At 72.1% G+C, this 26160-nt stretch carries 28 protein-coding genes; 16 read left to right on the forward strand and 12 right to left on the reverse strand.

Features of this window, described 5'->3' with window-relative positions; all coding sequences use genetic code 11:
* Nucleotides 1-41: 41 nt before the first annotated feature.
* Nucleotides 42-1208: a DUF418 domain-containing protein gene (locus tag HNR40_RS34925; RefSeq protein ID WP_184969075.1), complete on the reverse strand. Its 1167-nt coding sequence runs from the start codon at nucleotides 1206-1208 to the stop codon at nucleotides 42-44.
* Nucleotides 1209-1290: 82 nt separating this feature from the next.
* Between HNR40_RS34925 and HNR40_RS34930 the strand changes: the two genes are divergently transcribed.
* Nucleotides 1291-1896 carry a TetR/AcrR family transcriptional regulator gene (locus HNR40_RS34930; protein ID WP_184969077.1) on the forward strand — a complete coding sequence of 202 codons (606 nt, stop codon included), beginning with the start codon at nucleotides 1291-1293 and terminating at the stop codon, nucleotides 1894-1896.
* Between the two features lie 55 nt (nucleotides 1897-1951).
* Here the strand turns inward: HNR40_RS34930 and HNR40_RS34935 are convergent, their stop codons facing one another.
* Nucleotides 1952-2305 carry a MerR family transcriptional regulator gene (locus tag HNR40_RS34935; protein ID WP_184969079.1) on the reverse strand — a complete coding sequence of 118 codons (354 nt, stop codon included), beginning with the start codon at nucleotides 2303-2305 and terminating at the stop codon, nucleotides 1952-1954.
* Between the two features lie 75 nt (nucleotides 2306-2380).
* Between HNR40_RS34935 and HNR40_RS34940 the strand changes: the two genes are divergently transcribed.
* From HNR40_RS34940 to HNR40_RS34970, 7 genes are all read left to right on the forward strand, one after another.
* Nucleotides 2381-3235: an NAD(P)-dependent oxidoreductase gene (locus HNR40_RS34940; protein ID WP_184969082.1), complete on the forward strand. Its 855-nt coding sequence runs from the start codon at nucleotides 2381-2383 to the stop codon at nucleotides 3233-3235.
* Nucleotides 3236-3318: 83 nt separating this feature from the next.
* On the forward strand, nucleotides 3319-4257 hold the full coding sequence (locus tag HNR40_RS34945; RefSeq protein WP_184969084.1) for an ATP-binding cassette domain-containing protein: 939 nt from the start codon (nucleotides 3319-3321) through the stop codon (nucleotides 4255-4257).
* Nucleotides 4254-5060 carry an ABC transporter permease gene (locus HNR40_RS34950; protein ID WP_184969086.1) on the forward strand — a complete coding sequence of 269 codons (807 nt, stop codon included), beginning with the start codon at nucleotides 4254-4256 and terminating at the stop codon, nucleotides 5058-5060. Before HNR40_RS34945 ends, HNR40_RS34950 begins: the two co-directional genes overlap by 4 nt.
* Nucleotides 5061-5112: 52 nt before the next feature.
* Nucleotides 5113-5457 (forward strand): YciI family protein, encoded by a 345-nt coding sequence (locus HNR40_RS34955; RefSeq protein ID WP_184969088.1) that lies wholly within the window; start codon nucleotides 5113-5115, stop codon nucleotides 5455-5457.
* A 93-nt stretch (nucleotides 5458-5550) separates the two neighbouring features.
* Nucleotides 5551-6324, forward strand: coding sequence for a DUF899 family protein (locus HNR40_RS34960; RefSeq protein ID WP_184969090.1), 774 nt, complete (start codon nucleotides 5551-5553; stop codon nucleotides 6322-6324).
* Between the two features lie 31 nt (nucleotides 6325-6355).
* On the forward strand, nucleotides 6356-6688 hold the full coding sequence (locus tag HNR40_RS34965) for a YciI family protein (RefSeq protein WP_184969092.1): 333 nt from the start codon (nucleotides 6356-6358) through the stop codon (nucleotides 6686-6688).
* Nucleotides 6679-7926 carry an RNA polymerase sigma factor gene (locus HNR40_RS34970; protein WP_184969094.1) on the forward strand — a complete coding sequence of 416 codons (1248 nt, stop codon included), beginning with the start codon at nucleotides 6679-6681 and terminating at the stop codon, nucleotides 7924-7926. The genes HNR40_RS34965 and HNR40_RS34970 overlap by 10 nt, the downstream gene beginning before the upstream one ends.
* Here HNR40_RS34970 and HNR40_RS34975 read toward each other — a convergent pair.
* The 4 genes from HNR40_RS34975 to HNR40_RS34990 all read right to left on the reverse strand — a co-directional run bounded on the left by HNR40_RS34975 (nucleotide 7898) and on the right by HNR40_RS34990 (nucleotide 11630).
* A complete protein-coding gene (locus tag HNR40_RS34975; protein WP_184969096.1) occupies nucleotides 7898-8365 on the reverse strand; it encodes an OsmC family protein in 468 nt (155 codons plus the stop codon). The genes HNR40_RS34970 and HNR40_RS34975 overlap by 29 nt on opposite strands.
* 5 nt (nucleotides 8366-8370) lie before the next feature.
* The gene (locus HNR40_RS34980; protein WP_184969097.1) at nucleotides 8371-9054 is read right to left on the reverse strand and encodes a GntR family transcriptional regulator; all 684 of its coding nucleotides are present in this window, start codon (nucleotides 9052-9054) and stop codon (nucleotides 8371-8373) included.
* A gap of 424 nt (nucleotides 9055-9478) precedes the next feature.
* Nucleotides 9479-9841, reverse strand: a complete 363-nt coding sequence (locus HNR40_RS34985; protein WP_246509787.1) for a nuclear transport factor 2 family protein — start codon at nucleotides 9839-9841, stop codon at nucleotides 9479-9481.
* 298 nt (nucleotides 9842-10139) lie between these two features.
* Nucleotides 10140-11630 (reverse strand): carboxylesterase/lipase family protein, encoded by a 1491-nt coding sequence (locus HNR40_RS34990; RefSeq protein ID WP_184969099.1) that lies wholly within the window; start codon nucleotides 11628-11630, stop codon nucleotides 10140-10142.
* Between the two features lie 78 nt (nucleotides 11631-11708).
* Between HNR40_RS34990 and HNR40_RS34995 the strand changes: the two genes are divergently transcribed.
* The 6 genes from HNR40_RS34995 (at nucleotide 11709) to HNR40_RS35020 (ending at nucleotide 15933) form a co-directional block, all read left to right on the forward strand.
* Entirely contained in the window at nucleotides 11709-12308 is a 600-nt protein-coding gene (locus HNR40_RS34995) for a TetR/AcrR family transcriptional regulator (RefSeq protein ID WP_184969101.1), read from the forward strand.
* Between the two features lie 138 nt (nucleotides 12309-12446).
* The gene (locus tag HNR40_RS35000; RefSeq protein ID WP_221341263.1) at nucleotides 12447-12872 is read left to right on the forward strand and encodes a VOC family protein; all 426 of its coding nucleotides are present in this window, start codon (nucleotides 12447-12449) and stop codon (nucleotides 12870-12872) included.
* A gap of 209 nt (nucleotides 12873-13081) precedes the next feature.
* Entirely contained in the window at nucleotides 13082-13489 is a 408-nt protein-coding gene (locus HNR40_RS35005; protein ID WP_184969105.1) for a YciI family protein, read from the forward strand.
* On the forward strand, nucleotides 13486-14631 hold the full coding sequence (locus HNR40_RS35010; RefSeq protein WP_184969107.1) for an RNA polymerase sigma factor: 1146 nt from the start codon (nucleotides 13486-13488) through the stop codon (nucleotides 14629-14631). Before HNR40_RS35005 ends, HNR40_RS35010 begins: the two co-directional genes overlap by 4 nt.
* Nucleotides 14632-14716: 85 nt before the next feature.
* A complete protein-coding gene (locus tag HNR40_RS35015) occupies nucleotides 14717-15634 on the forward strand; it encodes an AfsR/SARP family transcriptional regulator (RefSeq protein WP_184969109.1) in 918 nt (305 codons plus the stop codon).
* An 80-nt stretch (nucleotides 15635-15714) separates the two neighbouring features.
* Entirely contained in the window at nucleotides 15715-15933 is a 219-nt protein-coding gene (locus HNR40_RS35020) for a hypothetical protein (RefSeq protein WP_184969111.1), read from the forward strand.
* Between the two features lie 15 nt (nucleotides 15934-15948).
* On the opposite strand, the gene HNR40_RS35025 is transcribed toward HNR40_RS35020, so the two are convergent.
* Entirely contained in the window at nucleotides 15949-16245 is a 297-nt protein-coding gene (locus tag HNR40_RS35025) for a YciI family protein (protein WP_184969113.1), read from the reverse strand.
* A 139-nt stretch (nucleotides 16246-16384) separates the two neighbouring features.
* On the opposite strand from HNR40_RS35025, the gene argG reads away from it, so the two are divergent.
* Nucleotides 16385-17833, forward strand: a complete 1449-nt coding sequence (gene argG / locus HNR40_RS35030; RefSeq protein ID WP_184969115.1) for an argininosuccinate synthase — start codon at nucleotides 16385-16387, stop codon at nucleotides 17831-17833.
* Nucleotides 17834-17842: 9 nt separating this feature from the next.
* Here the strand turns inward: argG and HNR40_RS35035 are convergent, their stop codons facing one another.
* The 4 genes from HNR40_RS35035 to HNR40_RS35050 form a co-directional block, all read right to left on the reverse strand.
* Nucleotides 17843-20917 carry an AfsR/SARP family transcriptional regulator gene (locus HNR40_RS35035; RefSeq protein WP_184969117.1) on the reverse strand — a complete coding sequence of 1025 codons (3075 nt, stop codon included), beginning with the start codon at nucleotides 20915-20917 and terminating at the stop codon, nucleotides 17843-17845.
* Nucleotides 20918-20921: 4 nt separating this feature from the next.
* On the reverse strand, nucleotides 20922-22253 hold the full coding sequence (locus HNR40_RS35040) for a serine hydrolase domain-containing protein (protein ID WP_184969119.1): 1332 nt from the start codon (nucleotides 22251-22253) through the stop codon (nucleotides 20922-20924).
* Between the two features lie 18 nt (nucleotides 22254-22271).
* Complete coding sequence (locus HNR40_RS35045) at nucleotides 22272-23825, reverse strand: hypothetical protein (protein WP_184969120.1); 1554 nt, start codon at nucleotides 23823-23825, stop codon at nucleotides 22272-22274.
* A 74-nt stretch (nucleotides 23826-23899) separates the two neighbouring features.
* Nucleotides 23900-24892 (reverse strand): zinc-dependent alcohol dehydrogenase family protein, encoded by a 993-nt coding sequence (locus HNR40_RS35050; RefSeq protein WP_184969121.1) that lies wholly within the window; start codon nucleotides 24890-24892, stop codon nucleotides 23900-23902.
* Nucleotides 24893-24957: 65 nt separating this feature from the next.
* Between HNR40_RS35050 and HNR40_RS35055 the strand changes: the two genes are divergently transcribed.
* Nucleotides 24958-25266, forward strand: coding sequence for an ArsR/SmtB family transcription factor (locus HNR40_RS35055; protein WP_184969122.1), 309 nt, complete (start codon nucleotides 24958-24960; stop codon nucleotides 25264-25266).
* On the opposite strand, the gene HNR40_RS35060 is transcribed toward HNR40_RS35055, so the two are convergent.
* Entirely contained in the window at nucleotides 25244-26155 is a 912-nt protein-coding gene (locus tag HNR40_RS35060) for a CE1 family esterase (protein WP_184969123.1), read from the reverse strand. The two genes, HNR40_RS35055 and HNR40_RS35060, sit on opposite strands and share 23 nt — an antisense overlap.
* Nucleotides 26156-26160: the final 5 nt, after the last annotated feature.

The following is a 26160-nucleotide window of genomic DNA, read 5'->3' on the forward strand; positions in this document are numbered from 1 at the left end:
CCGTACGAGTTACCGGCGGCCAGAATTACTGGTTGCCAGAATTACCGGGGGCCGTAGGTGAGCCGCCGCAGCGCGACCTCTGCCGGTCCCCGTCGCCCGCCCGGCGCGAGCAGCGCGGCGAGGACCACGGTGCTCAGCCAGGTCAGCACCGCGATGCCGGACGCCGCAGCGTCGCCGACCCGGGTGCCGAGACCGCCCGCGTACGGCGCGAAGAGCGCCACGAAGACCACGGACTGGAGGAGATAGCAGGTCAGCGACCACTGACCGCACGCGGCGAGCGCCTTGACCACCGGACCACCGCGGCGAGCGCGGCCGGCGACGAGCCCGACGATCGCCGCGTACGCCAGCCCTCCGGCGATGCCGCTCACACTGTGCAGCGCGTACGCCGACACGGCCACCAGGTCCGACGGCATCCAGAGCCCGATGTCGACCAGCACCAGCGGCGCCCCGCCGACAACGGCCACGGCGGTGCCCACGAAGGCGACCCGTGTCAGCAGGTCCCGGTGCGCGGCGGGGTCCTCCAGCACGCGGCGCCTGGCCGCCCAGATCCCGAACAGGAAGGCCGGCACCACGCTCGCGGCGAAGTACGTGGGCGTCATCCCGAACCACCCGATGAGCCGCATCACCAGCGCCGCGATGGGGTCGGCCATGGCGGCGGGCGTGTCGCCCTTGGGGGCGGAGACGGTGAGCAGCCCGAAGCCGAACATCACCACGACGTGCAGCACCAGCCCGACGGCGGCGGCCCGGAGCACTGACCGGTCCGCTCGCCGGACGAACCCGACGAGCACCAGCCCGACCAGTCCGTACGCCCCGAGGATGTCACCGAAGAACAGCAACAGCGCGTGGCAGAACCCGAACGCCAGCAGCCACAGGCTCCGCCGGCGCAGTACCTTGCGAACTTGTGTCCAGCTCCTGCCGGTGGCGAGTTGCCGGTCGGCGAGCCGTACGAGGCCGTAGCCGAACAGGGCGGCGAACATCGGCAGCGCGCGGCCGTCCACCAGCAAGATCTGTGCCCCGGCGACCAGCCGGTCCGGCAGCCCGCCGTCGAGGGCGTAGCCGCGGAAGCCGGTCGCGTGACCGGACAGGTACATGTGCGCGTGCGCTAACGCGATGAGCAGCAGCATCAACCCGCGGGCGAGATCGGGCGCCAACGCGCGCTGGGTGATGGGGGTGGCTCCCTCGACGGGAGGCGGTGGGGCGATGGACATGGATGTCCCCTCGGCTTTAGATACACGACTGTAGCTGAGGCACAAGGTAAGATACAAGCGCGTAGCTAAGCAAGGGGTGGCGATGAACGAATCCCGGACGCGCCGTCGCGGCGAAGAGCTGATCAAGGCCATTCACGACGCCGCGCTGGAAGAGGTGATCGAGGTGGGCGCGGGGCGGCTGACCATGGACGGCATCGCCCGGCGCGCGGCGACACCCCGCACGACCCTCTACCGCCGCTGGGCGGATCCCATCGACGTGCTGCTCGACGCGCTCTACCACCAGCACCCGGTCGAGGAGCCGACGCCCGGGGCCGACGACCTGCGCGGCGATCTCATCCGCGCCCTGCGGCTCATGGTGGAGTGGGCCTTCAGCCCGGCCGGCCGGGCGGTCGCGGCCATCCTCACCGACCCCAGAAGCGTGGCACTGATGTCCGACGCCCTGTTCGAGCGGGTCTTCGCCGGTCGCGGGGGCACGTTCACCCGTACCGTGCTGGAACACTACGCCGAACGGGGCCACTTCCCCGCCGCACTGCTCACCCCGGTCGTGGCCGACATCGGCGAGGCCCTCGTCACCAAGCGCCTGATCGATGCCGCGGCGCCGCCCACCGACGAGGACCTCGCGGCGATCGTCGACCAGGCCATCCTGCCCGCGATCGGGCTGGGCCCGAGCTCGGCGCGCGGTTCCTGACCGACTTCCGAGCCACGCTCAACTGCCGCGACGCCGGTGGCCACCCAGGTTCTGCTCAGTGGGAGGTGGCGCCGATGATGGTGTCGAGCATCGTCCGGGCGGTGGACAAGTCGGTGATGGACCGGCTGATCCGGTCCCGCTCACGGCGCAGTTCGGGCAGGAGGCCGGGACATGCCGCGGCCAGGCCGTCGCCGACGTCGACCGTGCACGGCAGCACGTCGGCGATGGTCGTGGTGGGGAGCCCGGCTGAGAGCAGGACGCGGATGCGTCGCACCCGTTCCACGTCGCCCTCGCCGTACTCGCGGTATCCGCTCGGCCGTCGCCGCGGCCGCAGCAGGCCCTGCTCCTCGTAGTAGCGCAACAGCCGCGGGCTGACGCCGGTCCGCCCCGCCAGCTCTCCGATCCGCACCCACGCCTCCTGTTGACTCTCACATCCATGTGAAGGTCTAGCCTAACCACGCGAAGGGCGCCGATCCGAGGAGTGATGAACGTGCGTACGTCGGTCATAGGGTTGAACCCGCGAGGCGCGGCGCTGGCCAAGGCCATCGCTGCGGCAGGTCACGACGTCGTCGTCTGGGATGAAGCCGGCGCGTCGGCCGAGCCCGTCGAGGACGTACGGCGGGCGGATTCGCCGCAGGCGGCGTTCACGGCTTCACTGGTGCTGATGTGCCTGGACGACTACGACGCCGTCCAGCGCGTGCTGGGCCGGGCCGGGCCGCACCTCGTCTCCGCCGACCTGGTCAACCTGACGTCCGGCACAAGCGAGCAGGCCCAGCGGGCCGCCGCCTGGGTGCGGGCCCGGGGCGGGCACTACCTCGACGGCGCGTTGATGGCCCATCCCGAGCATGTCGGTCAGCCGGAAACGGTGCTGGTCTACAGCGGCTCCCGGGAGGTGTTCGAGCGCCGTCACAGCTCGCTCGCGCACCTCGGCGGCGCCACCTACCTGGGCCCGGCCCCCGGCACCGCGGCTCTCTATGACGTGGCGATGCTCAACTTCGCCTGGGCCACCCTGATCGGCTTCCTGCAGACCGCCGCCCTGCTCGGCACCGCCCAGGTCCAGGCCACGACGGTGGCGCCCCTGCTGACGCACTGGCTGTCCACGACCGTCACGGAGGTGATCACCGACTACGCCCGCCAGGTCGATGACCACCGCTACCCCGGCGACCAGGAATGGCTGGAGCTGGATGCCCCGCTGATGGACCACCTCGTCGACGCCGTACGAGCGCGGGGCCTCGACACCGCCCTGCCCGAACTCATCCAGTCACTCACCGCCCGGGGCATCGACGCAGGCCACGGCAAGGACAGCTTCGCCAGCCTCGTCGAAATCCTTCGCAGCTAAGAAGGTAGTGGCCAGGCCCTTGTGCGCGGGTTTGACAGCGATCTGTGCGGGATCTGCCAGGGCCGTCGAGCACGCTGGCGGTCATGAACGCATTCGAAGCCGAAGGGCTGGTCAAACGCTTCGGCAAGACCACCGCCCTGGCAGGAATAGACCTGGCCGCCCGCCAGGGCAGCGTGCTGGCGGTGCTCGGCCCCAATGGCGCCGGCAAGACAACCGCCGTACGCATCCTGGCCACACTGCTGCGGGCCGACGCCGGCAGCGCCACCGTGGGCGGGCTCGACGTGGTACGGCACGCCGCCCGGGTACGCCGCCTGATCGGCCTGACCGGCCAGTACGCCTCGGTCGACGAGGACCTGACCGGCCGGGAGAACCTGGTGCTCATCGCACGCCTGCTCGACCTACCTGGCAACCAGGCCAAGCAGCGAGCGGCCGAACTGCTCACGGAGTTCGGGCTGGACGCGGCGGCCGACCGCAGGTGCAAGACCTACTCGGGCGGCATGCGCCGCCGCCTCGACCTGGCAGCGAGCCTGGTCGGCCGTCCCGACGTGATCTTCCTGGACGAGCCGACCACCGGCCTGGACCCCGCCAAGCGCGAGGACGTCTGGACGATCGTCCGCGATCTGGTCGAGGACGGCGTCACCGTGCTGCTGACCACGCAATACCTGGAGGAAGCCGACGCGCTGGCCGACGACATCTCGGTCATCGACCACGGCAAGGTCATCGCGCACGGCAGCCCGGCCCAGCTCAAGCGCATCGTCGGCGGCCAGACCGCCCTCGTACGCCCCGCCGACCCCGAACGCCTGCCCGAAGCCGAGTCGATCCTGGCCCGCCTGTCCGGCCGCCGCCCCGAGCGCCCCGGCCGCGGCGTGGTCACGGTCCCGGTGGACGGCGACGCCGCGTTCGCCGAGATCGTGGCCGCGCTGGCCGCGTCCGGCATCACCGCGGCCGAGCTGTCGCTGCACCTGCCCAGCCTGGACGAGGTCTTCTTCACCCTGACCGGACAACGAGAGGCCGCCGCATGACCCTCACCGTGCACAAGCAAGCTCCCGCACGCCTCCAGCCGCGCCCTTTCGCCCTGGTACGGCACAGCCTCGCCCTGGCCGGACGCAGCGTCACCAAGACCCTGCGCACCCCCGAGCAACTGCTCGACGTGACGGTCCAGCCGCTGATGTTCCTGGTCATCTTCGTCTTCCTGCTGGGCGGGGCGGTGTCCGGCTCCACCGGCGCGTACCTGCAGCTCGTCCTGCCCGCGATGCTGGTGCAGGTCATGCTGATAGCCGCCATGGCCACCGGGGTGAACCTCAGCACGGACATCGACAAGGGCGTCTTCGACCGGTTCCGCGCGCTGCCCATCGGCCGCTCGGCGCCGTTGCTGGGGTCGGTGCTGGGCGATGTGATCAGGTACGTGGTGGCGACCGCCTCGATGCTGGGATTCGGCACGTTGCTGGGGTTCCGGGCGCAGACCGGGCTGCTGGGCGTGCTCGCGGCGTGCCTGCTGACGATGTTCTTCGCGTTCTGTGTGAGCTGGGTGTTCGTGCTGTTCGGGATGGTGGCCAGGACGCCGGGCGCGGTGCAGGGGCTGTCGTTCCTGGTGATCTTCCCGCTGACGTTCGGCACCAGCATGACCGCGCCCAAGGGCACCATGCCGGGCTGGCTGCAGGTGTGGCTGAACGTCAATCCGGTCGAGCGGGTGATGGACGCCTCACGGGCGCTCATGCTCGGCGGCCCGGCGGGCGGACCGGTGCTGGCTTCGCTGGCGTGGGCGCTGGGGATCGTGGCGGTGTTCGCGCCGCTGGCCGTGCGTGCTTATCGGCGTCGCGCCTGAGCGCTGTCGATTTTCGGATGACCTGCGCGTCATGGGGTAGGGAGGTCTGAAAATGAAGTACGCACTGCTGTTGTTCGACCCCGAGGGCTACTGGGACGCCGTCTCCGAGCAGGAGATGGCGGCCGCGCTGGCCGAGCACCAGGCGTTCGCCCGCTATCTGGACGAACGCGGCGTCACCCACACCGGGCAGGCGCTGCACCCCGAGCGGGAGGCCCGCACCCTGCGCCCGACCGCCGACGGCCCCGCCGCCACCGGTGGTCCGTTCACGCCGAGGCGCGCGGAGTTCGGCGGTTTCTACGTCGTGGACTGCGCGGACCTGGACGAGGCCGAGGAGGTGGCCCGCAACTGCCCGATCGGCGCCGGCATCGAGATCCGCCCCGTCTGGGAGGCTCCGTGACCACGCGCTGAAGTTTGTTTTCCGGCGATGTCGAATCCCCCGGTGCCCCGTTCGTCGGTGGGCGAAGCCACGTACCAAAGGAGGAGACAGACCATGAAGAACGACCTCAGCCAGCCGACAGCCCTCGCCCGCAACGCGCCTGCCATGCCCGCGGCCGTCGACCGGGCCACTTTCCAGGCCCAGATGGACGAGTTGCGGGCCAGGGAGAAGGCGCACACGCGCGAAGGCGACGCGATCGCGGCGGCCCGGCGCCGTCTGCCCATGGTCGAGGTGGACCCCACGACCGAGCTGATCGGGCCCGACGGGCCGGTCACGCTGCTGGAGACGTTCGAGGGACGGCGGCAGCTCCTCGCCTACTACTTCATGTGGCGCGACGGCCGGCCGGCCGCCGACCAGTGTGAAGGGTGCACGTGGTGCGGCGGGCAGATCTCGGAGCTGTCCTACCTGCACTCGCGCGACATCACCTACGCCGTCTTCTGCCAGGGCCCGTACCAGGAAAGCCGCCGTTATCGCGACTTCATGGGCTGGGACATGCCGTGGTACTCGTCCAAGCCCTCCGTCGACACGCTGCTCGTCGGGCGCCAGATCGGCTCGATGCACCTGGTGAGCTACCTGCGCGACGGCGACCGGGTCTTCGAGACGTACTGGACGACGGGCCGCGGCGTGGAGGAGATGGACTACAGCCTCGCGCTCATGGACCTCACCGTGTACGGCCGCCAGCACCCGGGCGAGGACTCGCCTCCCGGCTGGCCGCAGGCGTGGCGGGAGGAGGAGCCCACGCAGTTCTGGCGGATCGACGGGAGACCGCTCTCCCAGTGGTCGCGCATCGAGGCCGGACGCTCCGACGACCTCACCACCGCGCCTTGATCGCGCAGGTGGGCGTGCCATAGTGCTGTAGATGAAGTACGCACTGGTGATCTGGCACGGTGAGGAACACTCGGAGTCGCCGCAGGAGATCGATGCCTGGCCGGAGCACCAGGCCTGGTTCGCCGACCTGGAGGCCCGCGGGGTCTACCGGGGCGGCAACCGCCTGCGGCCGACGGCCACCACGAAGGTGCGGGTGCGCGACGGCGAGACGCTGATCTCCGACGGCCCGTACGCGGAGACCAAGGACCTGATCGGCGGCTTCCTCGTGGTCGAGTGCGCGCATCTGGACGAGGCGATCGAGATCGCGGCGGGGCACCCGTTCGCGGCTTTCGGCACCGTCGAGGTGCGGCCGGTGTGGGAGTGACCGACGCGGTCGAGCCGGCGGTGGCGAAGGCGTTCGCGGCGGAGTGGGGACAGGTCGTCGCGACGCTGATCCGGGTGACCGGTGACTGGGATCTGGCCGAGGACTGCGCCGCGGACGCGTTCGCGGTCGCCCTCGACCGGTGGCGGCACGCCGGCATTCCCGACAACCCGGGCGCCTGGCTGACCACGACGGCGCGTAACCGGGCCATGGACCTGCTCCGGCGCGAAGCCGTCGGCGCCGCCAAGCTGCGCCAGGCCGCCATGCTGACCCACGCCGAGGAGCCGCCGGAGCCGGACGAGGTGCCCGACGACCGGCTCCGGCTGATCTTCACCTGCTGCCATCCGGCGCTGCCGTTCGACGCGCGGGTCGCGCTGACGCTGCGGACGCTGGTCGGGCTGACGACGGCGGAGATCGCGCGGGCGTTCCTGGTGGCGGAGCCGGCCATGTACCAGCGGCTCACCCGGGCGAAGAAGAAGATCCGCGAGGCGGGCATCCCGTACCGGGTCCCGCCCGCGCACCTGCTGCCGAGCCGCCTGCAAGCCGTGCTCGCGGTGATCTACCTGCTGTTCAATGAGGGGTACGCGGCCAGTGCCGGCGCCAGCCTCGTCCGGCAGGACCTCAGCGCCGAGGCGATCCGGCTGGCCCGCCTGCTCGTGAGGCTGCTGCCCGAGCCGGAGGCGCGGAGCCTGCTCGCGCTGATGCTGCTGCACGACGCGCGGCGGGCGACCCGGGTCGACGAGGCGGGCGTCCTGATCACGCTGGACCGCCAGGATCGATCTCTTTGGGATCGGGCGAAGATCACTGAGGGGGTACGGCTGCTGCCCGGCGCCCCCGGCCCGTACCAGCTCCAGGCGGCGATCGCGGCCTGCCACGCGACGGCCCCGAGCGTCGAGGCGACCGACTGGCCGGAGATCGTCCGGCTCTACGATGACCTGCTGGAACTGGTGCCCGCGCCCGTCGTCCGGCTCAACCGCGCGGTCGCCGTCGCGATGGCCGACGGACCCGAGGCCGGGCTCCTACTGGTCGAGGAGCTCGCCGCCGCGGGCGAGCTCGCCGGATACCATCTGCTCCCGGCCACCCGGGCCGATCTGCTGCGCAGGCTGGGCTCGTATGCGCGGGCCGCGCGGGCGTACCGGGAAGCGCTGGATCTGGCCCCGACCGACGCCGACCGCGCCTACCTGAAGGCGCGGCTGGAGGAGACCGAAGCTCTCAGGCCGGGAAAACCGGAGCGTGGCTGATCTTGAAGTTGACCGAGTTGGCGATGAAGCACAGCTGGTGGGCGCGCTCATGGAGCTCCAGCGCGCGTGCGGCCGTGGTGGGATCGGCCAGGGTCGCCTCGGGCCGCAGCACGACCTCCTCGAACCGCCCGCCGCCGTCGGGCGACTCGACCATGGTGCCGTGTGGACGGTCGGTGTAGCCGGTCACCACGATCCCCTCGGCCGAGCACAGGTGCAGGAACCAGAGCATGTGACACTGCGACACCGCCGCCACCTGCAGCTCCTCGGGGTTCCACCGCGCCGGGTCGCCGCGGAACGCCGGGTCGGACGATCCCGCGATGACGTCCTTGCCGGGCGCGGAGACGTCATGGTCGCGCTTGTAGTCGCGGTAGCCGCTGGTGCCGGTGCCGGTATTGCCGGTCCACGTCACTTCGACCTCGTAGTGGTGCGTCTTCGCCATGGGGGTCACGGTCCTTTCTTGACGGTTGCGCCGCTGTTCGCCCCGCTGTCATCGGGTACGCCCGCCTCGGCGGCCAGCGCGGTGGCACGGGCGTGACCGGCGGCGATCCGGCCGGCGAGCTCGGCTTCGCCGTCCGCGATCGCGCAGACCAGCAGCCGGTGCTCGGCCACGACGGCGTCGGGGCGCTGCGGGGGAGTGAGGGAGGCACGCGTGGAGACCACGATCTGGTCCCAGAGCCGGTCGAGCATCTCCAGCGCGATCGGGTTGGCCGCGAGCTCGGCGACCCGGCGGTGGAAACGGCGGTTGAGCAGCATCGCCTGGTCGTAGTCGCCCGCCTGGGTGACCTCGGCGAGCAGCGTGTTGTCGCGGGTGAGGTCGGCCAGGTCGGCGGGGGCGATCCGGCCGGCCCGTTGCCGAGCTGCCGCGGTCTCGGCGGTGAGCGCCTCCAGGGAGGCCCGCACCGCGTAGGCGTGGGCCAGCGCCTCGCCGCTGAGCGCCGCCACGATCACACCCCGCCCGGCGCTGCGGACCAGGCCATCGCCTTCCAGCCGCCGCAACGCCTCCCGCACAGGCGTCCGGCTGACCTCCAGCACAGCGCTGACGGACAACTCGGTCAGCCGTTCGCCGGGCGCGTACCCGCCGGTCACGATCCGCTCCCGCAGCCGCCGATACACGGACTCGGTCTGCATGCCACCTCCTGATTGCATGCACAGCATACATTGCATACAAAGCATCCCTCCGGGGAGGAACGGACCGGGTTTGGCGCTACGCGAGAAGAGCTTGCATTCGGTACCTGGGCACCACAGCCAGGGGCAGGGCAGAGACCTACATGAGCAATCACGGTGGCGCGGCGGGCACGTCACGCTCGCCGCGGCGGCCGGGGCATCTCGGCCGCGCCCGATGCCGGCACTCCGCTGCCCTGGGGGCGAGAGGGTGTCTCCGATCCCTCTGGCTTTGATCCTTTCGTGCATGGGCCGGAGCTGGAATACCAAGATCCAGTCCTTGATCTTGCCGGATTAGCCTGGCCTCCAGCTTCGGCCCGCCCCACGGGGGCTGCCGAACCTCGCCGGTGACCATCCGGCTGGCCGGTCGTCGGACAACGTGTCGGCTAGGTCAATCGGTCGTGCTGGCGTGCACGGCGATGATTCGCCAGCCGTGCGTCTCGCCGTACAGCCACGTACGGGTGTAGCGCATCCTGGCCGCGAACGGCGCACCGGAGACGGTTCCTTCGACGGTGCCGAGAAACCACGTCACCCCGGTGTGCCCGTCGGCGAGCACGGTCAACTCCTCCTCGGCCACCTTCGTCAGCACCTGCGTCCGAGTGCGGTGCATCTCCAGGTCGTCCGCCTTGGTCGCGACGTTCGCGCCGAAGGTAAAGATCAGCCGATCATCCAGCAGCCGATCCAGCGCCTCGACATCTCCAGCTAGCTGCGCGGCCTGAAGTCGGTGCTCGGCGTCCCGCAAGTCTTCCATCATGAGGTCCACCCTCCCAGCCGGCGCCGTATCCACGCCAGGACGTTCACGCTCGGCTGATCTTCGCGCTCCGATCCGGGGACCCCGCTACTGGGCACGGCCCGGACCTCGCCTACCTGCCGGTCACCGGTCTGGAGCCGCTGGTGTGGCGGACAGCGGGCCCATCCGGGCCCCGGCCGGGATCGTCCGTCACCCTCGGGTGGGATCTGGTGCCGAGGGGCCGGGTGTCGCCTGGCCGTACGCCAGTCGCCGATGGGCAGGTGAGTGGCGGGGGCGCAGTCGCAGGAGGTGGCCCGGACGCTTACGAGAGGTCGAAGGGGGCGGGGGAGTGGCCTTCCCAGATCTGGCGGGATGCCTGTTCGGGGTAGGGCAGAGTCTTCGACTCGGTGTCCAGGACGCGGGTGAGGCGCCCGCCGGGCCGGTGGGCGGGCCAGCCCGCGTCGCCGGTGGTGACGAAGCGGACCCATACCTCCTGGAGTTCGCGGGAGAGCGCGACGGCCTCGGGAGTGGGCTCCTCGCCGATGAGCTGGGTGCCGACGGGGCTGTCCAGCGTGCCGAACGCCAGGGGTACGTCGAGGCTGTGGCAGGCGCCCAGGATGCCGCCGAGGACCGGGGTGGTCCAGCACAGTTCGAACAGGTACGAGGTGCCGCCGGCCGCGGCGTTCGCCTCGGCCAGCTTCTGTGACGGCATGCGGAACAGGGCGTCGGAGTACACCGTCTCCACCAGTTCCTCCGGGCCTGCCTGCGGGAACGCGGCACGGTAGGCCCGCGCGCCGTCCGGCTGCGGGGCGAGCAGTTCCAGGGCTGCCTGGGCGTCCTCCTCGGTGAAGGTGCCGTACCGTCCGCTCATGACGCTGAAGTACCGGAATTCGTCCCGGGCGTGGCCGACGAGCAGTTCGGTCCCGCTCGCGCGCCCGCCGGTCAGCGCGGGCCAGGGCGTCTCGGTGAGGACCTCGCCGTCGACGACGGGGCACAGCGCGGTGCCGGCCTCCGTGAGGCGTCCCCAGCTCTCCCGGTGCGCGTGGAGGCCGGCGTTGAAGGAGGTGAGCTCGGCGGCCAGATGCCATGGGTCGATGTCGCGCAGGGCCTCGGCGGTGGGGGCCGCCGCGCCGACCCGGTCCGCGAACGCGGCGGTGGCCTGCCGTGCCAGCGCGGGGGTGCTGTTCAGCCCCGGCACCGAATGGGCCATGGCCCGCCGGAACAGGCCGCGCGCGGACTTCATCGTCAGCAGGGCGGCGACCGACCCCGCCCCGGCGGACACCCCGGCCACGGTGACCCGGCCGGGGTCGCCTCCGAAGGCGGCGATGTTGCGCTGCACCCACTCCAGCGCCGCGATCTGGTCGAGGAATCCGCGGTTGGGCGGTGCGTCGTCGAGGAACGCGAAACCCTCCGCGCCCACGCGGCAGTTGATGGTCACCACGACGAGTCCCGCCTCGGCCAGCGCCGCCGGGTCGAACATCGGGTCGCTCGACGCCGCCGAGAGGTAGCCGCCCACGGGGATCCACACCAGCACCGGCAGTCCCGCCGCGCCGGGATCCGGAGTGCCGACGTTGAGCGTCAGCCAGTCGGGGCCCTGCGGGGGAACGTCGATCGGCAGGGACAGCGGCACCACGGGGCCGAACTCGACCGCCTGCCTGGTCCCCTCCCAGCGGTGCGGCGGCGCGGGCGCGGCGAAGCGGAGCGCTCCGACCGGGGGCTGGGCGTAGGGGATGCCGCGGAACACCGCGTGCCCCTGCCGCCGGAGCCCCTGCACCACGCCTTCCGTGGTCCGTACCTTCGGCTGTTCGGACATGACGATTCCTTTCCTCAAGTGGTTTCCAGGATTATGGGTCAGATGTATTATGTCAACTGTATTGGAAAGGGGTCGGCGATGCCGAAACAGGTGGATCACCGCGGACGCCGCGAAGCGATCGCCCGCGCACTGTGGCGGGTGGTGGAGCAGCGCGGCGTCACACAGCTGACGATGCGCGTGGTCGCGCAGGAAGCGGGCATGTCACTCGGGCAGCTGCAGCACTACTTCGCCTCCCGGACCGCCATGCTCTCCTTCGCCATGGACTTCGCCTCCGAGCAGACCTCGGCGCGCGTACACCAGGGGCTCGAAAAGCTCGGTGACCGTCCGCACCCCCGTGACGTGCTGCGACTGACGCTCGCGGAAATGCTCCCCCTGAATGCCGACGCCCGCGCGACCAGCCGGATGAGCGCCGCCTACGTCCTGGAGGCGCTGCACGACGAGGCCGTGCACGAGCAGGCGCGCCGCGGCCTCGTCCAAGGGCGGGCCCAGGTCGAACAGCTGGTACGCCAGGCGATCGCCGACGGGCACATCGACTCCGGCCGCGACCCGGCGACCGAGACCAACCTGCTCCTCGCCCTCACCGGCTTCACCTCCCTGATCGAACTCGACGTGATCGAGCCCCAGGACGCGCTGGACGCGATCGACGCGCATCTGGACCGGCTCTTCAGGAGTACGTGACCCGCCCCCGGAGACCAACAGGTTCAAAAAAGATCTGCTCCGGGTGTCGAGAACGTGTCGGTGGCTCCGTCCTCGGTACACCAGTGGCCAGGACGGGCCGCGCGATGACGAAGGAGAACCACCATGGGGCTCAAGCGGATGGACAACGTCAGCATCATCGTCGACGACCTCGAAGCCGTGATCGCGTTCTTCATGGAACTCGGCATGGAGCTGGAGGGCAAGGCGCTGATCGAGGGGGCTTGGGCGGCGAGTGTCGTCGGGCTGGACGACCAGCGGGTCGACGTCGCGATGATGCGGACCCCGGACGGGCACGGGCGGATCGAGCTGGCCAAGTACCACATGCCGGAGGCGATCAGCGGCGTGCCGGAGGACGCCCCGGCGAACACGCTGGGCATCCGCCGCATCATGTTCGCGGTGGACGACATCGACGACGTCATCGCCCGCCTGCGCGCCCACGGCGCGGCACTCGTCGGCGAGGTGGTGCGCTACCAGGACACCTACCGGCTCTGCTACCTCCGCGGCCCCGAGGGCATCGTCATCGCGCTGGCCGAGGAACTCACCTGACGGCCCTGCCGATCAGCCAGGAGCTCCTCCGCCAAGGACGGCACGACCTGGGAGACGACTCTGCCGAGCGTCGGCGAAAGCCCGCCGGAAACCGTGGCGAAAAGATGCCGGGAAAAGTCGCGCAGGGATGTCGAGAACCCGCGCGCGGCTCCGTCCCCGGACCGAGCACGGCCCACAATGGGGCCTATAACACACCAAGGAGAAACATCATGGCCAAGTACCTGCTGCTCAAGCACTACCGAGGCGCACCGGCATCGGTCAACGACGTGCCGATGGAGCAGTGGACGCCGGAGGAGGTTTCGGCCCACATCCAGTACATGCGTGACTTCGCCACCCGCCTGGAGAGCACCGGCGAGTTCGTCGACGAGCAGGCGCTCTCCTCGGAGGGCACGTTCGTCCGCTACGACGGCGAGGGGCGGCCGCCGATCACCGACGGCCCGTTCGCCGAGACCAAGGATCTGATCGCCGGCTGGATGGTGATCGACGTCGACACCTACGAGCGCGCGCTCGAGCTGGCCGGCGAGCTGTCGGCGGCGCCGGGCGCGGGCGGGAAGCCGATCCACGAGTGGCTCGAGGTGCGCCCGTTCTACGGCGAGCAGTGCACGGTGACCGAGTGAACGAGCCGCTGCTGCGGGAGCTGGTGCCCGCGGTGATCGGCGTCCTCGTCCGTCGCGGAGCGGATTTCGCGGCGGCCGAGGACGCCGTGCAGGAGGCCCTGGCCGAGGCGGTGCGCGTGTGGCCGGACCACTCGCCGCGAGATCCCAAGGGCTGGCTGGTCACCGTGGCCTGGCGGAAGTTCCTCGACGCCGCCCGCGCCGAGACCTCCCGGCGCAATCGCGAGGTACGCGTCGAGGCCGAGCCCGTGCCCGGCCAGTGCGAGGCGGTGGACGACACGCTCCAGCTGTACTTCCTGTGCGCGCACCCGTCCCTGACCCCGGCATCGGCCGTGGCGCTCACGCTGCGCGCGGTCGGCGGCCTGACCACGCGGCAGGTCGCGCAGGCCTACCTCGTGCCGGAGGCGACGATGGCCCAGCGCATCAGCAGGGCCAAGCGGACCGTCTCCGAGGTCCGGTTCAACCAGCCCGGTGACGTCGCCACCGTGCTGCGCGTGCTCTACCTGGTCTTCAACGAGGGCTACTCCGGCGACGTCGACCTCGCGGCCGAGGCGATCCGGCTCACCCGCCAGCTCGCCGCCAAGACCCACCACGAGGAGGTCGCGGGCCTGCTCGCGCTCATGCTGCTGCACCACGCCCGGCGCCCGGCGCGGACCGGCGCCGACGGCCGGCTGGTGCCGCTCGCCGAGCAGGACCGCCGCCTGTGGGACACCCGCCTGATCGCCGAGGGCGTCGACGTGCTGCAGGCGGCCCTCGCCCGCGATCGCCTGGGCGAGTTCCAGGCCCAGGCCGCGATCGCCGCGTTGCACGCCGACGCCCAGAAGGCGGAGGAGACCGACTGGGTGCAGATCGTCGAGTGGTACGACGAACTGGTGCGCCTGACCGACAGCCCGGTGGCCCGCCTCAACCGGGCCGTCGCGGTGGGCGAGGCCGACGGCCCACGGGCCGGCCTGGCCGCGCTGGCCGGGCTCGACCCCGCCCTGCCGCGTCACTCCGCCGTCTTGGCGTACCTGCACGAGCGTGACGGTGACCTGGTGACCGCGGCCCGGCTCTACGCCGAGGCCGCCCGGTCGGCCCCCAGCCTCCCCGAACTCGAGCACCTCACGCGACAGGCCGCGCGGCTCAACGCGCGACTGCGTGGTTGAACGGCGGCGCCACGAAAGCGCGAGACAAAGGGATGTATCAGCGGGACGTGCCGGCCCTCCGGGTAGGTGAGGGACGGGGTCAGGGATGCTTGAGATCAAGCTGTTGGGGCACCATCGTTCGATCGTCCGGGGAGAAGGCGCCGCCAACGGAGGGCGGCTGCAGCCGGTCGCGGCCAGCCTGCTCGCCTACCTGGTGCTCCAGCGGGAGCGACCTCAGCCGCGGGACGTGGTGGCAGCGGCGTTCTGGGGGGAGTTGTCCACGGCCGAGGCCAGGCGACGCCTGAACACCGCGCTCTGGCGGCTGCGCCGGGCGATCGAGCCCGCCCACGTGGCGCGGGGCACGTACCTGCTGGTCGAGCCGACGGGGGCGATGTCGTTCAACGGCCGCAGCGACGCCCGCGTGGACGTCGCCCGCTTCGAGGCCGCGGTCACGCCCGCGCTCGGGCCGGGGCGGGTGTCGGCGGCCGACGCCGAGCGGCTGAAGGGCGCGGTCGGCCTGTACGTCGGCGACCTGCTCGAAGGCGCCTACGGCGACTGGGTCATCATGGAGCGGGAACGGCTGCGCGAACTGCACCTGCGGGCCCTGGCCAGGCTCCTCACCTGGCACCGGAGCACCGGTGACCTCGACACGGCGATCACGTTCGGCCGGGCCATACTCCACACAGACCCGCTGCGCGAGGACGTGCACCGCGCCATGATCGAGATGCACGCCGAGGCGGGCCGCCGCACGCAGGCGCTGGGCCAGTACGAGGTCTGCCGGCGGCTGCTCTCCCACGAGCTGGGCGTGGACCCGCTGCCGGAGACGACCGCCGCCGCGGCCCGCATCGCCTCCGGCGCGCCGGTCGCCTGGATACCGGGAGAGGAGCACGCCGTACGGCTGCTGGGGCAGCTCCAACGGGCGGAGACCGAACTGCGCGGCCTCGCCGACGTGCTGGGACGCGCGGCCGAGGAACTGCGCGCGCTCACCCGGCGCGCGCCGCCCGGCGGCGAGCCCGTCCGGTGACGCCGGGGAGATTTCGGGTGAGGGGCGGGTGACGGCCCTGCCGTAGAAAGGGCGAGATGTCGCCCGAAAGGTGGCCGCCGGTGGAGGGACAACTTGGACAGGGCGCGCACGCGTTCCTGGTGCGCGTGTACGTGGAGGTCCGCGAGGTCCCCGGCGCGCCTCCCCGGCTGGCCGCGTGGGTGCAGGACCTGCGTACAGGGGAGGGCCGCCACACGCGGACCGTGACCGACGTCGAGGACTTCATCCGCCGGAGGCTGCACGACGACGGTGTGGACGTCTCCGACTGGTGGCCCACGTGATCGACGGGCACCCGCTCACATCTCCTGGCCTGACAGGTTCATGATCGGGCGTACCTCCACGGTGGAGGTGCGGGCGCCGGGCAGCCGGGCGGCGATCTCGGCGGCCCGCCGGCCCGAGTCGCAGTCCACCACCAGGTAGCCGGACAGCTGCTCCTCCTGCGCGGTCCCGCGGGCCACGCGCACGGTCACGGTGTTCACCGGATCGGCCAGCACCCCGCCCGCGACCAGTTCGCCGGGCTCGGTGACCTCGTCCGCCAGGTCCGGCCGTTCCGGGCCTTCCGGGCCGCTGTAGATCAGGATCAGGTACTTCATCAAGGGCTCCCCTCGGATCACCGGCTTCATCCAGAAGTCGGAACCCCGGGGACTTTCTCGACATCGGCCCGTCTCAGAGACTGGAACACTCCCGGAAGGGCTTGCATGGACATGCAGTGGTGTGTATATATTTTTGCTCGTGTCCAAGGTTCTCACCTCCCTGCCAGTCGGCGAAAGAGTCGGGATCGCCTTTTCAGGCGGCCTCGACACCTCAGTAGCGGTCGCGTGGATGCGCGACAAGGGTGCAATCCCATGCACGTACACCGCTGACGTCGGCCAGGCCGACGAGCCCGACATCGCGTCGGTTCCCGGCCGCGCCACGGCCTACGGCGCGGAGATCGCCCGTCTGGTCGACTGCCGCGAGACGCTCGTCGAGGAAGGGCTCGCGGCGCTCGCGTGCGGCGCGTTCCACATCCGTTCCGGCGGGCGCACCTACTTCAACACCACGCCGCTCGGCCGGGCCGTCACCGGCACGCTGCTGGTGCGCGCCATGCTTGAGGACGGCGTGCAGATCTGGGGCGACGGCTCCACCTTCAAGGGCAACGACATCGAGCGGTTCTACCGGTACGGCCTGCTCGCCAACCCGTCGTTGCGCATCTACAAGCCTTGGCTGGACGCCGACTTCGTGCATGAGCTCGGCGGCCGCAAGGAGATGTCGGAGTGGCTGGTCGCGCACGCCCTGCCGTACCGCGACAGCACGGAGAAGGCGTATTCGACGGACGCCAACATCTGGGGCGCCACCCACGAGGCGAAGTCGCTCGAGCACCTCGACACCGGCATCGAGATCGTCGAGCCGATCATGGGCGTGCGGTTCTGGGACGCGGCCGTCGAGATCCCCGCCGAGGACGTGACGATCGGCTTCGAGCAGGGCCGGCCGGTGTCCATCAACGGCAAGGAGTTCGCCTCCTCGGTCGACCTGGTGCTGGAGGCCAACACGATCGGCGGCCGGCACGGGCTGGGCATGTCCGACCAGATCGAGAACCGGGTCATCGAGGCCAAGAGCCGCGGCATCTACGAGGCGCCCGGCATGGCGCTGCTGCACGCGGCCTACGAGCGGCTGGTCAACGCGATCCACAACGAGGACACCCTCGCCGCCTACCACAACGACGGCCGCCGGCTGGGCCGGCTGCTGTATGAGGGCCGCTGGCTGGACCCGCAGGCGCTGATGCTGCGCGAGGCGCTGCAGCGCTGGGTGGGCACCGCGATCACCGGCGAGGTCACGCTGCGGCTGCGGCGCGGCGAGGACTACTCCGTCCTCCACACCGCGGGCCCGGCCTTCAGCTACCACCCGGACAAGCTGTCCATGGAACGCGTCGAGGAGCCCGCCTTCGGCCCGGTCGACCGGATCGGCCAGCTGACCATGCGCAACCTCGACATCGCCGACTCGCGCGCCAAGCTGGAGCAATATGCCAGGCTCGGCATGGTCGGCAGCGCGCACCCGACGCTGATCGGCGTCACGCAGACGGCGGCCAGCGGGCTGATCGGCGCGATGCCCGAGGGCGGCGCCGACGTGATCGCCGCCCGCCCGGAGGGTCCCGACGCCGACGAGCTGCTCGACCACGCCGCCATGGAGGTCGGCACCGACTGACGCCGCGGGTCAGCCGAGGTCGCGGACCTGGCTGACCGCTTGTTCGCGGGTGAGGTCGCGCCCTTCGGCGTACTCCTTGTCGAAGGCGGCCTCGCCCAGCTCGGCCCGCAGCCGCGCCGACAGCGCGATCACGTCGGGGTGGTGGACGGCGGGCAGGCCGCGCAGCTGCTCGGTGGCGCCCAGCACGCGCGCCGCGCGGGCGGCTTCGCCCCTGGCCGCCCACACCGCGGCCGCGCCCACCCCGATCGTGGCCAGCACCGGCATGTCCTTGACCGACAGGGCCTCCTCGACCGCGTCCCGCACCCGCCGCGTGGCGTCGGTGACGTCGCCGAGCTCCGCCGACAGGTGGGCCCGCTGCGCCTGGATCAGCGCGTGGAACTGCGGCGCGACGACGGGCAGCCGTTCGATCGTGCGTGACGAGGTGGCGTACAGGCGGGCCGCCTCGGTCAGGTCGCCCTCGCGTCTGGCCAGGTCGCCGAGCTCGAGCTGGGCGAAGGCGACGCTGCTGGCGTTCCAGCCGCGCGGCGGCGTGTCCGCGAGCTCCCGCAGCTCGGCCTGGCCGCGCGCGACCTCGCCCCGCAGGATGCGCGCGCCGGCCAGCCAGACCCGCTGGTGTCCTGTGGCGTTGGCCGAATCGAGCGCGCGGATCAGCTCGATCGCGGTCTCCAGCGCCGTCACCGCCCGGTCGAACTCACCCAGTAGCACATGAGAGCCCGCCAGGATCGTCAGCGCCTGCGAGCGCGCCCAATGCTCGCCGAGCGCGGCCAGCTCGGCCTCGGCCACCAGCAGGTCGGCGCGCATGCCGCGGGTGTCGCCGCGGTTCTCCAGCAGCGCGCCCCTGGCCATGCGCAGCACCGCCCGGGTCCACGGGTCGGGGTGGTGCAGGTTGCGCTCCACCGCCGCCAGCCCGAGCGCGTCGTCGTCGGTGAACAGGCCCAGCGCCGGTTCGATCAGCGCCAGCAGCGGGTGGTCGTCGTCGGGGTCGATCGCGTCGATCAGCTCCTGGATGCCCTCCAGGACCTCGCCGGGGCCGTTCGCCGTGCCGCCGAACGCGCTGTTGGTCAGGAAGACGGCCGTGGCGATGGTACGGGCTCGCGCCGGCGCCGGACCCGGCACCGCCAGCGCCATCCTCAGCCAGCCGACCGAGTCGCTGTTGTTGCCCCACGTCATCCAGAACTGGCCCAGGGCGGCGGCCAGGCGTACCGCGGTGTCGGCGTCCTCGCGGGCGGCGGCGTGGTGAAGGGCGGCGAGCAGGTTGTCGTGCTCGCCGATCAGCCGGTTGATCCACTCGCGCTGGCCGCCGCCGCGCAGGTGCGGCTCCGCGGTCTCGGCCAGCCGCAGGAAGTACGCGGCGTGCGCGTCCCTGGCCGCCACCGCGCCGCCGTCGGCGACCAGGCGCTCCAGGGCGAACTCCCTGATCGTCTCCAGCATCCGGTAGCGCCCGCCCGGCGCCTGCTGCAGCAACGACTTGTCCACCAGCGCGGCCAGGGCGTCCAGCGAGGCGCCCACGCAGCCCGCCGCCGCGGCGTCGAACGTGCCGGGGAACACCGACAGCCGCTCGGCCAGCGCCCGCTCGCCGTCGTCGGCGAGGTCCCAGCTCCACGCCACGACCGCGCGCAGCGTCTGGTGCCGGGGCAAGGAGGTACGGCTGCCGCCGGTCAGCAGCGCGAAGCGGTCGTCGAGCCGCTCGGCCACCTGGCTCAGGGTCAGCGAGCGCAGCCGGGCGGCGGCCAGCTCGATGGCCAGCGGCAGCCCGTCGAGGCGGCGGCAGATCTCGGCCACCTGCGGCCCTGGCTCGAACGACGGGTCCGCCGCTGCCGCCCGCTCCACGAACAGCCTCGCGGCCAGATCCAGTGGCAGCGGCCCGACCGGTGACAGCGCCTCGCCGGCGATGCCGAGCGGCTCGCGGCTGGTGGCCAGCACGGTCAGCTCGGGGCAGCGGCCGAGCAGGTCGTCGGCCAGCCGGGCGGCGGCGTCGAGGAGGTGTTCGCAGTTGTCCAGAACCAGCAGCACCGGGCCGCCGGACAGCGCCTCGGCCAGCCGTCCCATGGTGTCGCTCGGCGGCCGCAGCGGCGGCGCCGCGCCCAGCACCGCCTGTACCGCCGGCGCGACGTCGCCCGGATCGCTGACCGCGGCCAGTTCCACCACCCAGGCCCCTTCGCGCAGGTCGTCGGCGGGCGTGCGGTCCGGGTCGAGGACGAGGGCGGCGACCGTGGTGGCCAGGCGGGTCTTGCCGGCGCCGCCCGGCCCGACGAGCGTGACCAGCCGGTGGTGGCGGAGCTGGCCGAGGATGCGGTCGATCTCGGTGGTGCGGCCGACGAAGCTGGTCAGCGGGGCGCGCAGGTTGGTGCGCGGGGGCGGGGACGGGGTGGCGCGCAGCAGGTCCAGGTGCAGGGCCCGCAGGTCGGGGCCGGGGTCGGCGCCCAGCTCGTCGGCCAGCGCGTGGCGCAGGTGCTCGTAGGCGGCCAGGGCCTCGGCGGTGCGGCCCGCGGCGTGCAGGGCCCGGATGCGGGTGGCGTGCAGGCGTTCGCGCAGGGGGTGGCGGACGGTGAGCTCGCTGAGCCGCGCCACCAGCTCCGACAGGCCGGGCGCGCCGCGGAGATCGGCCAGGGTGAGGTCGGCTTCTGCGAGGTCTTCGATGGCCGACAGGCGGGATTCCTCCAGGCGGGCGGCGTGGCCGGTGGCGAAGGGGGCGGCGGTGACGTCCGCGAGCGCCGGTCCGTGCCACAGCTCCAGCGCCTGGCGCAGCAAGGTCGCCGACGTGGCGGGGTCGGGGGTGGCGGCGGCCTGCCGTACCAGCTGCTCGAACTCGGCGGCGTCGGTCACGGCCGTCAGACGGTAACCACCGGGGACCGACTCCAGCGCCGACGGCGACGGCAGCGCGCGGCGCAGGCGCGAGACCAGCGACTGCACGGCGTTGGCCGGGTCGGCGGGCACGGCCTCCGGCCACAGGGCGTCGGTGAGCTCCTCGACCGTGACGGCGCGGCCGCCGGCCAGGGCCAGGCGGGCCAGCAGCCATCGCAGCCGGGTCCCGCCGATGGTGGCGGACCCGGCCGCGAGCGGGCCGAGGATCGTTATGCGCACCTGGTCAAGCGTGCCACTCGCCGGCGCCGCCGGGGATCGGCGGCCCCTGCTCGTACGGCTCGCGCGTCAGGATGAAGGTGTTGAGGTCCAGGTGGTCGGCCTCCACCCGCAGGGTCTCGCCCGCGTAGTAGCCGTCGAGGCCGAGCCAGGTGCCGTCGGCCTGGGGGGCGAAGCGCGAGCCCCGGCTGGAGTTGGCGACGGCGTTCAGCGACAGCTTGCCGTCGGGCAGGACCAGCAGGTGGAAGGGGGTCGGGCCCCAGTGCCACAGCCCGGTCAGCGCCAGCAGCGCGGGGTCGGTGGCGACCGGACGCCACTCCTCGGGCAGGCGCGGCTCGTGCTCGTCGAGGATGGCCAGCAGCTCGTTGAGCAGCTGGTAGCGCACGCCGGAAGTGGTGTTGGCCAGGAACAGCACGCCGGTGCCCGCCTTCGCGTCGGCCCAGACGCCGGCCAGGAAGCCGGGCATGGAACCGCCGTGCCCGGTCAGGCGGCGGCCGTCGATCCGGGCGAGCTGCAGGCCGAGTCCGAACCCGGCCACCCACGCGTCGCCGTCGGCCACCACGGTGGTCTCGCCCATCTCGGCCAGCGTCTCGGCCGACAGCACGCCGGAGCCGCCGCCGCCCAGGAACGCCGACCACCTGGCCAGGTCAGCGGCGGTGGACCACAGCTGGCCCGCCGGGCCCATCGCGACGTGGTCGTGCTCGGGCTCCTCCAGCAGCACGTCGGCCCACGGGTGGACGGCGTAGCCGGTGGCGTGCGGCGCGACCGGGCGCAGCGTGGTGCGGTTCATGCCGAGCGGCTCCAGCACCTCGCGGCGCAGCGCCTCGTACCAGCTCATGCCGCGGTGCTTGGTGATCAGTCGGCCGAGCAGCGCGTAGCCGACGTTGGAGTAGTGGAAGGTGCGGCCGGGGCGGTGTTTGGCCTCGTCCGGGCCGATCCGGGCGAACAGGTCCTCGGCGGTGAGGCCGGGCGTGCGCTCCCACCAGTCGGTCGGCGGCTCGGCCGTCAGCCCGCCGGTGTGCGAGAGCAGCTGCGCGATCGTCACCTCGTCGAACGGCGTGCCCGGCACGTGCCCGCCCACCGGGTCGAGCAGGCCCAGCACGCCCTCGTCGCGCAGCCGCATGACCAGGACGGCGACCATGCTCTTGGTGATCGAGCCGAGGCGGTACTGGGTGTCGGCCGTCGGTGCGGCGCCCTCGACCTGCCCGCGCCCGCCGAACCAGACCATCTGCCCGTCGCGGACGATCGCCGCCGCGAGCGACGGGACCCGGCACTCACTCTGCTCGACGGCGAGCCTGCGCAGCAGGGCGCGTGCCGTCGTCTCCTCAACCTGACTCATGGCAGACCAGCGTATCCGTCAGGGGATGGGGATCAGTTCGGGGCCGATCAGCTCCCCTTGGTGCGGCTGCGGGTGGGCTTGGTCGTGGTAGTAGTGGCCGGCGTACCAGATGACGAGGTTGGCGCCGTTGATGGATTCGCCGTTGACGAAGCGGTTGAGCATGGCGCGGTTGCGCGGGTCGGGGTCGCCGTCGTAGAGCTCGCCCGGGTGGTGGCGCAGGAACCACAGGTCGGAGATGCCGAACGCGTCGGCGGTGCCGTCGAAGGGGCCGGGGTGCAGTTGCAGGCCGTGTCCTGAGGACTTGTCGCGTACCTGCCAGTACAGGGCGGGGTGGCGGCGTTTGCGGGAGGTCTCGCGGATGATCGGCGCCGGTTCGGGGATGATCGAGCCGGTCTCGTTGATCTGCTCGACCACGTCGTTCTCGGCGCCGTCGATGTCGAAGTCGAAGCGCCAGTACGCGTGGTGGCGGTGGACCTTGCAGGTCATCGGGTTGCGGGTGGCGGCGAAGCCGAAGCGCGGCCGGATGGAGCCGTCGTCGCCCAGGCGCCAGTCGGAGGCGTAGCGGTACCAGCCGGCGGCCAGCTCGCTGACGATGCGCAGCTGCTCGCCGTCGTGGTGGAAGGCGACGCCCTGGAAGTTGCCGGCGTCGGTGGTGGGACGTTCGATGATGGTGCGCGGCGCGCTGGTGCACAGGCGCCAGCCCCAGCCGACCGGGTCGCTGCCGGTGGCCGAGAAGCGGGTCTCGAAGCTGACGCCGTCGCGGAAGGTCGTGCCCTCCTCGTACTCGACGTTGAGGATGGGCACGTGGGCCTGGCGCAGCAGCAGGCGGCCCTTGTAGCGGACGTTGCGCAGTTCGACGCCGGATCCGGCGCCGTCCTGGGGTGAGGAGGCGCGCGGCCGTACGACGATGAGGTTCCACAGCTCGCTGTCGCCGCGCACGACGCGCACCCGCACCTGATCGGGGCCGCCGCGGTCGGTGAGCGCGTCGACCTCCTCCGGGACGGTGTCCTCGCAGTCGTGGTGCATGCGCACGTTGATGCCCGCCGGGGTCCAGTCGACGGTGCGGGCGTGGACGTCGACGGCGACGATGCGGTGGCGAAGGCCGGTGGGGTCGCTCGGCGTGTAGAGGCCGAGGGCCGGGCGGCGGGTGGTGGTGCCGTCGGGGTTGTCCAGGTCGGCCAGGGGCGGCATCGGGCGGTAGACCACGACGTCGTCGCCCGTGGGGAAGACCGGGTGGGCGCGCAGGACGGCGGCGGCCGCGGCGAGCTCTTCCCTGCTGGGTTCGGGGCGGGCGGCGGTGGGCCTGACCTCGGTGTGGTCGAGCCGGCCGAGGGTGCCGCTGAGCTCCAGGCCGCGGTTGCCGGCCGGGTCGAAGACGGTGGCGCGGAAGGGCGCGTCGTCTCCTGGGTCGTGGCCGAGTGCCTCGGCGCCGCTGACGAGCAGGCGGCCGGGTTCGGCCACCTCCAGCTCGGCCAGGATCTCCGGATGCTCGGCCACGATCTGGCGGACGCGCTCGGCCGACAGTCCGGGGCGCGTTACGGCCTCGATGATGACGCGAACCTCGTCGCTCATGAACTCTCCCCGTCGAAGATGAAGAATCTCCCCGAGGTGTTCATACCGCCCCGGCCCGCGCGCCGGAAGGCCCATCAGCCGGTGGTCACCACGATCTTGCCGAACCGGGTTCCGGACTCCATGTGGCGGTGCGCGGCCACGATCTCCTCCAGCGGGAAGACGCGGTCGACGATCGGGCGGAAGGCGCCGGCGCGCAGGCCCGCGGTGACGAAGGCGACGGCCCTGGCGAGCCGCTGCGGGTCCCTGGTCGTCTCCATCATCGTGTACGTGCGCAGGTTCAGGGCGGGCATGCCCAGGTCGAAGCCCGGATAGGGGGTGGGCAGGCCGCTCAGCGCGCCGTACAGGAAGTGGGTGCCGCCGGGCGCGACGGCGCTGGCCAGGTCGGTGACGCCGGGGCCGGCGACGGCGTCGAAGACGTACTCGGCGCCGCGGCCGTCGGTCAGCTCCAGCACGCGTCCGCTCACGTCCCGCTCGGAGACGATCACCTCGGCCGCGCCCTCCTCGACGAGCCGCCGCCGCTTGCCGCCGGTGCGGGTCACCGCGATGGGGACGGCGCCCACGCGCAGCGCGGTGTGGATCGCGGCCAGCCCGACGCTGCTGGACGCGGCGTTGATCACCACCGTGTCCCCGGCCCGCAGGCCGCCCACCTCGACCAGGGCGCCGTAGGCGGTGACGTAGGGCATCCAGACGGCGGCGCCGGAGATCGCGTCCACGTCAGCGGGGCGGTGGACGAGCGCCGCGGCGGGCACGAGCGCCCGTTCGGCGTACACGCCGTAGTCGTTGGCGGAGAAGGCGGGCACCACGCTGACCGCCTGCCCGGCGGCGAACCCCGCCACCTGCGGCCCGACCGCCTCGATCACCCCGGCGGCCTCGGCCCCGAGCCGCGCGGGCAGTTCCTTGACCGGTTCGATGTAGTGGCCGGCGCGGAACAACGCCTCCGCCCGGTTGATCCCGATCGCCTCCACCCGCAGGAGCACCTCGCCGGGCCCCGGCTCGCCCGGATCGACGTCTTCCAGCCGCATTACCTCGGGGCCGCCGAGCTCGTGGAACCGCACCGTCCTCGTCATGGCCACCACTGTGGGCCAGAAGTACGACGAGTGTCAAACTTTGATGTCTGTCGTACTATGGGGCCATGGCCCGCACTCCGCCGCATCCCGACACCTTCGACCTCCAGCAGGTGCTCGAAGCCCTCGTCGATCCGGTACGGCGCAGCATCGTCACCCAGCTCGACGCCTCCGGCCAGGACATCAAATGCGGCGCGTTCGACATCCCGGTCAGCAAGTCCACCGCCACCCACCACTTCAACGTGCTGCGCGAGGCGGGCCTGATCCGGCAGTACTACGTCGGCACCTCGCGCATGAACACCCTGCGCAGGGCCGACCTCGACGACGCCTTCCCCGGCCTGCTCGACGCCCTGATCACCCGCCCCGCCGGACACTGACGGCGTCGAAGGCGTCCAGGATCAGCCCGGCCGCGTCGATCCGGCGGCCGCCGTCCGGGCGTGGCCACACGTGGCCGGCGCCGCTGATCGTGTACAGCCGCAGGCTCACCCGGTGGCGGCAGTCCTTCCAGGTGCGCAGCCGTACGCCGGTCCTGACCTTGGAGGTGGCGGGCGCGGGGCAGCCCATGATGCGCGCCCACCGGCCGGCGGCGCCTTCCACCGAGGCCAGCCGTACCAGCTTGGCCAGGGTCCGCAGCCGCGAGGGCGCCCGCGAGAACGGATGACCGCCCCGGTAGGGGACGGTGGCGTCGCCGGTGCCGTGGAAGGCCACGATCGTGGTGGGCGCCGCCTCCTGGCAGGGTGGCACGATGTTGAGCCCGCCCACCGGCGCGACGGCGGCCAGCCGGCCCTTCATCGCGCAGATCAGCGCCATGGTCATCCCGGCGCCGTAGCTCATGCCGGCGGCGAACTGCCGGTCCCTGTCCGCGCACCCCGCTGCCACCAGCTTGTCGAGCAGGGCGGTCAGGAAGCCGGTGTCGTCGGGGCCGTAGTAGCCGGGCAGCGTCCAGGCCATGCGGTAGCGGGCCACCTGCGGGGTGACGACCGCGTACCCGCGCCTGGCGCCGACCTCGGGCAGGCGGCTCTTGTCGGCCTGGCGGCCGGCGTTGGAGCCGAGGCCGTGCAGGTTGAGCACCATCGGCCACGGACCCTTGGTCTTCCCCGGTAGCGACAGCAGGTAGGTGCGTTCCTCGCCGGCGAAGCGCAGGTTGTGCCGTCCCGGCTTCAGCGCGCACTCGGCCTTGGCGGTGCGTACGGGCGGGGCGGGGCTGCTCGTGCAGGCAGCGGTCAGGAGTACGGCCGGCAGCGCGCGGAGGACCCGTCTTACCATCCACC

This window comes from Nonomuraea endophytica (assembly GCF_014203235.1).
In the GTDB taxonomy this organism is placed as follows: domain Bacteria; phylum Actinomycetota; class Actinomycetes; order Streptosporangiales; family Streptosporangiaceae; genus Nonomuraea; species Nonomuraea endophytica.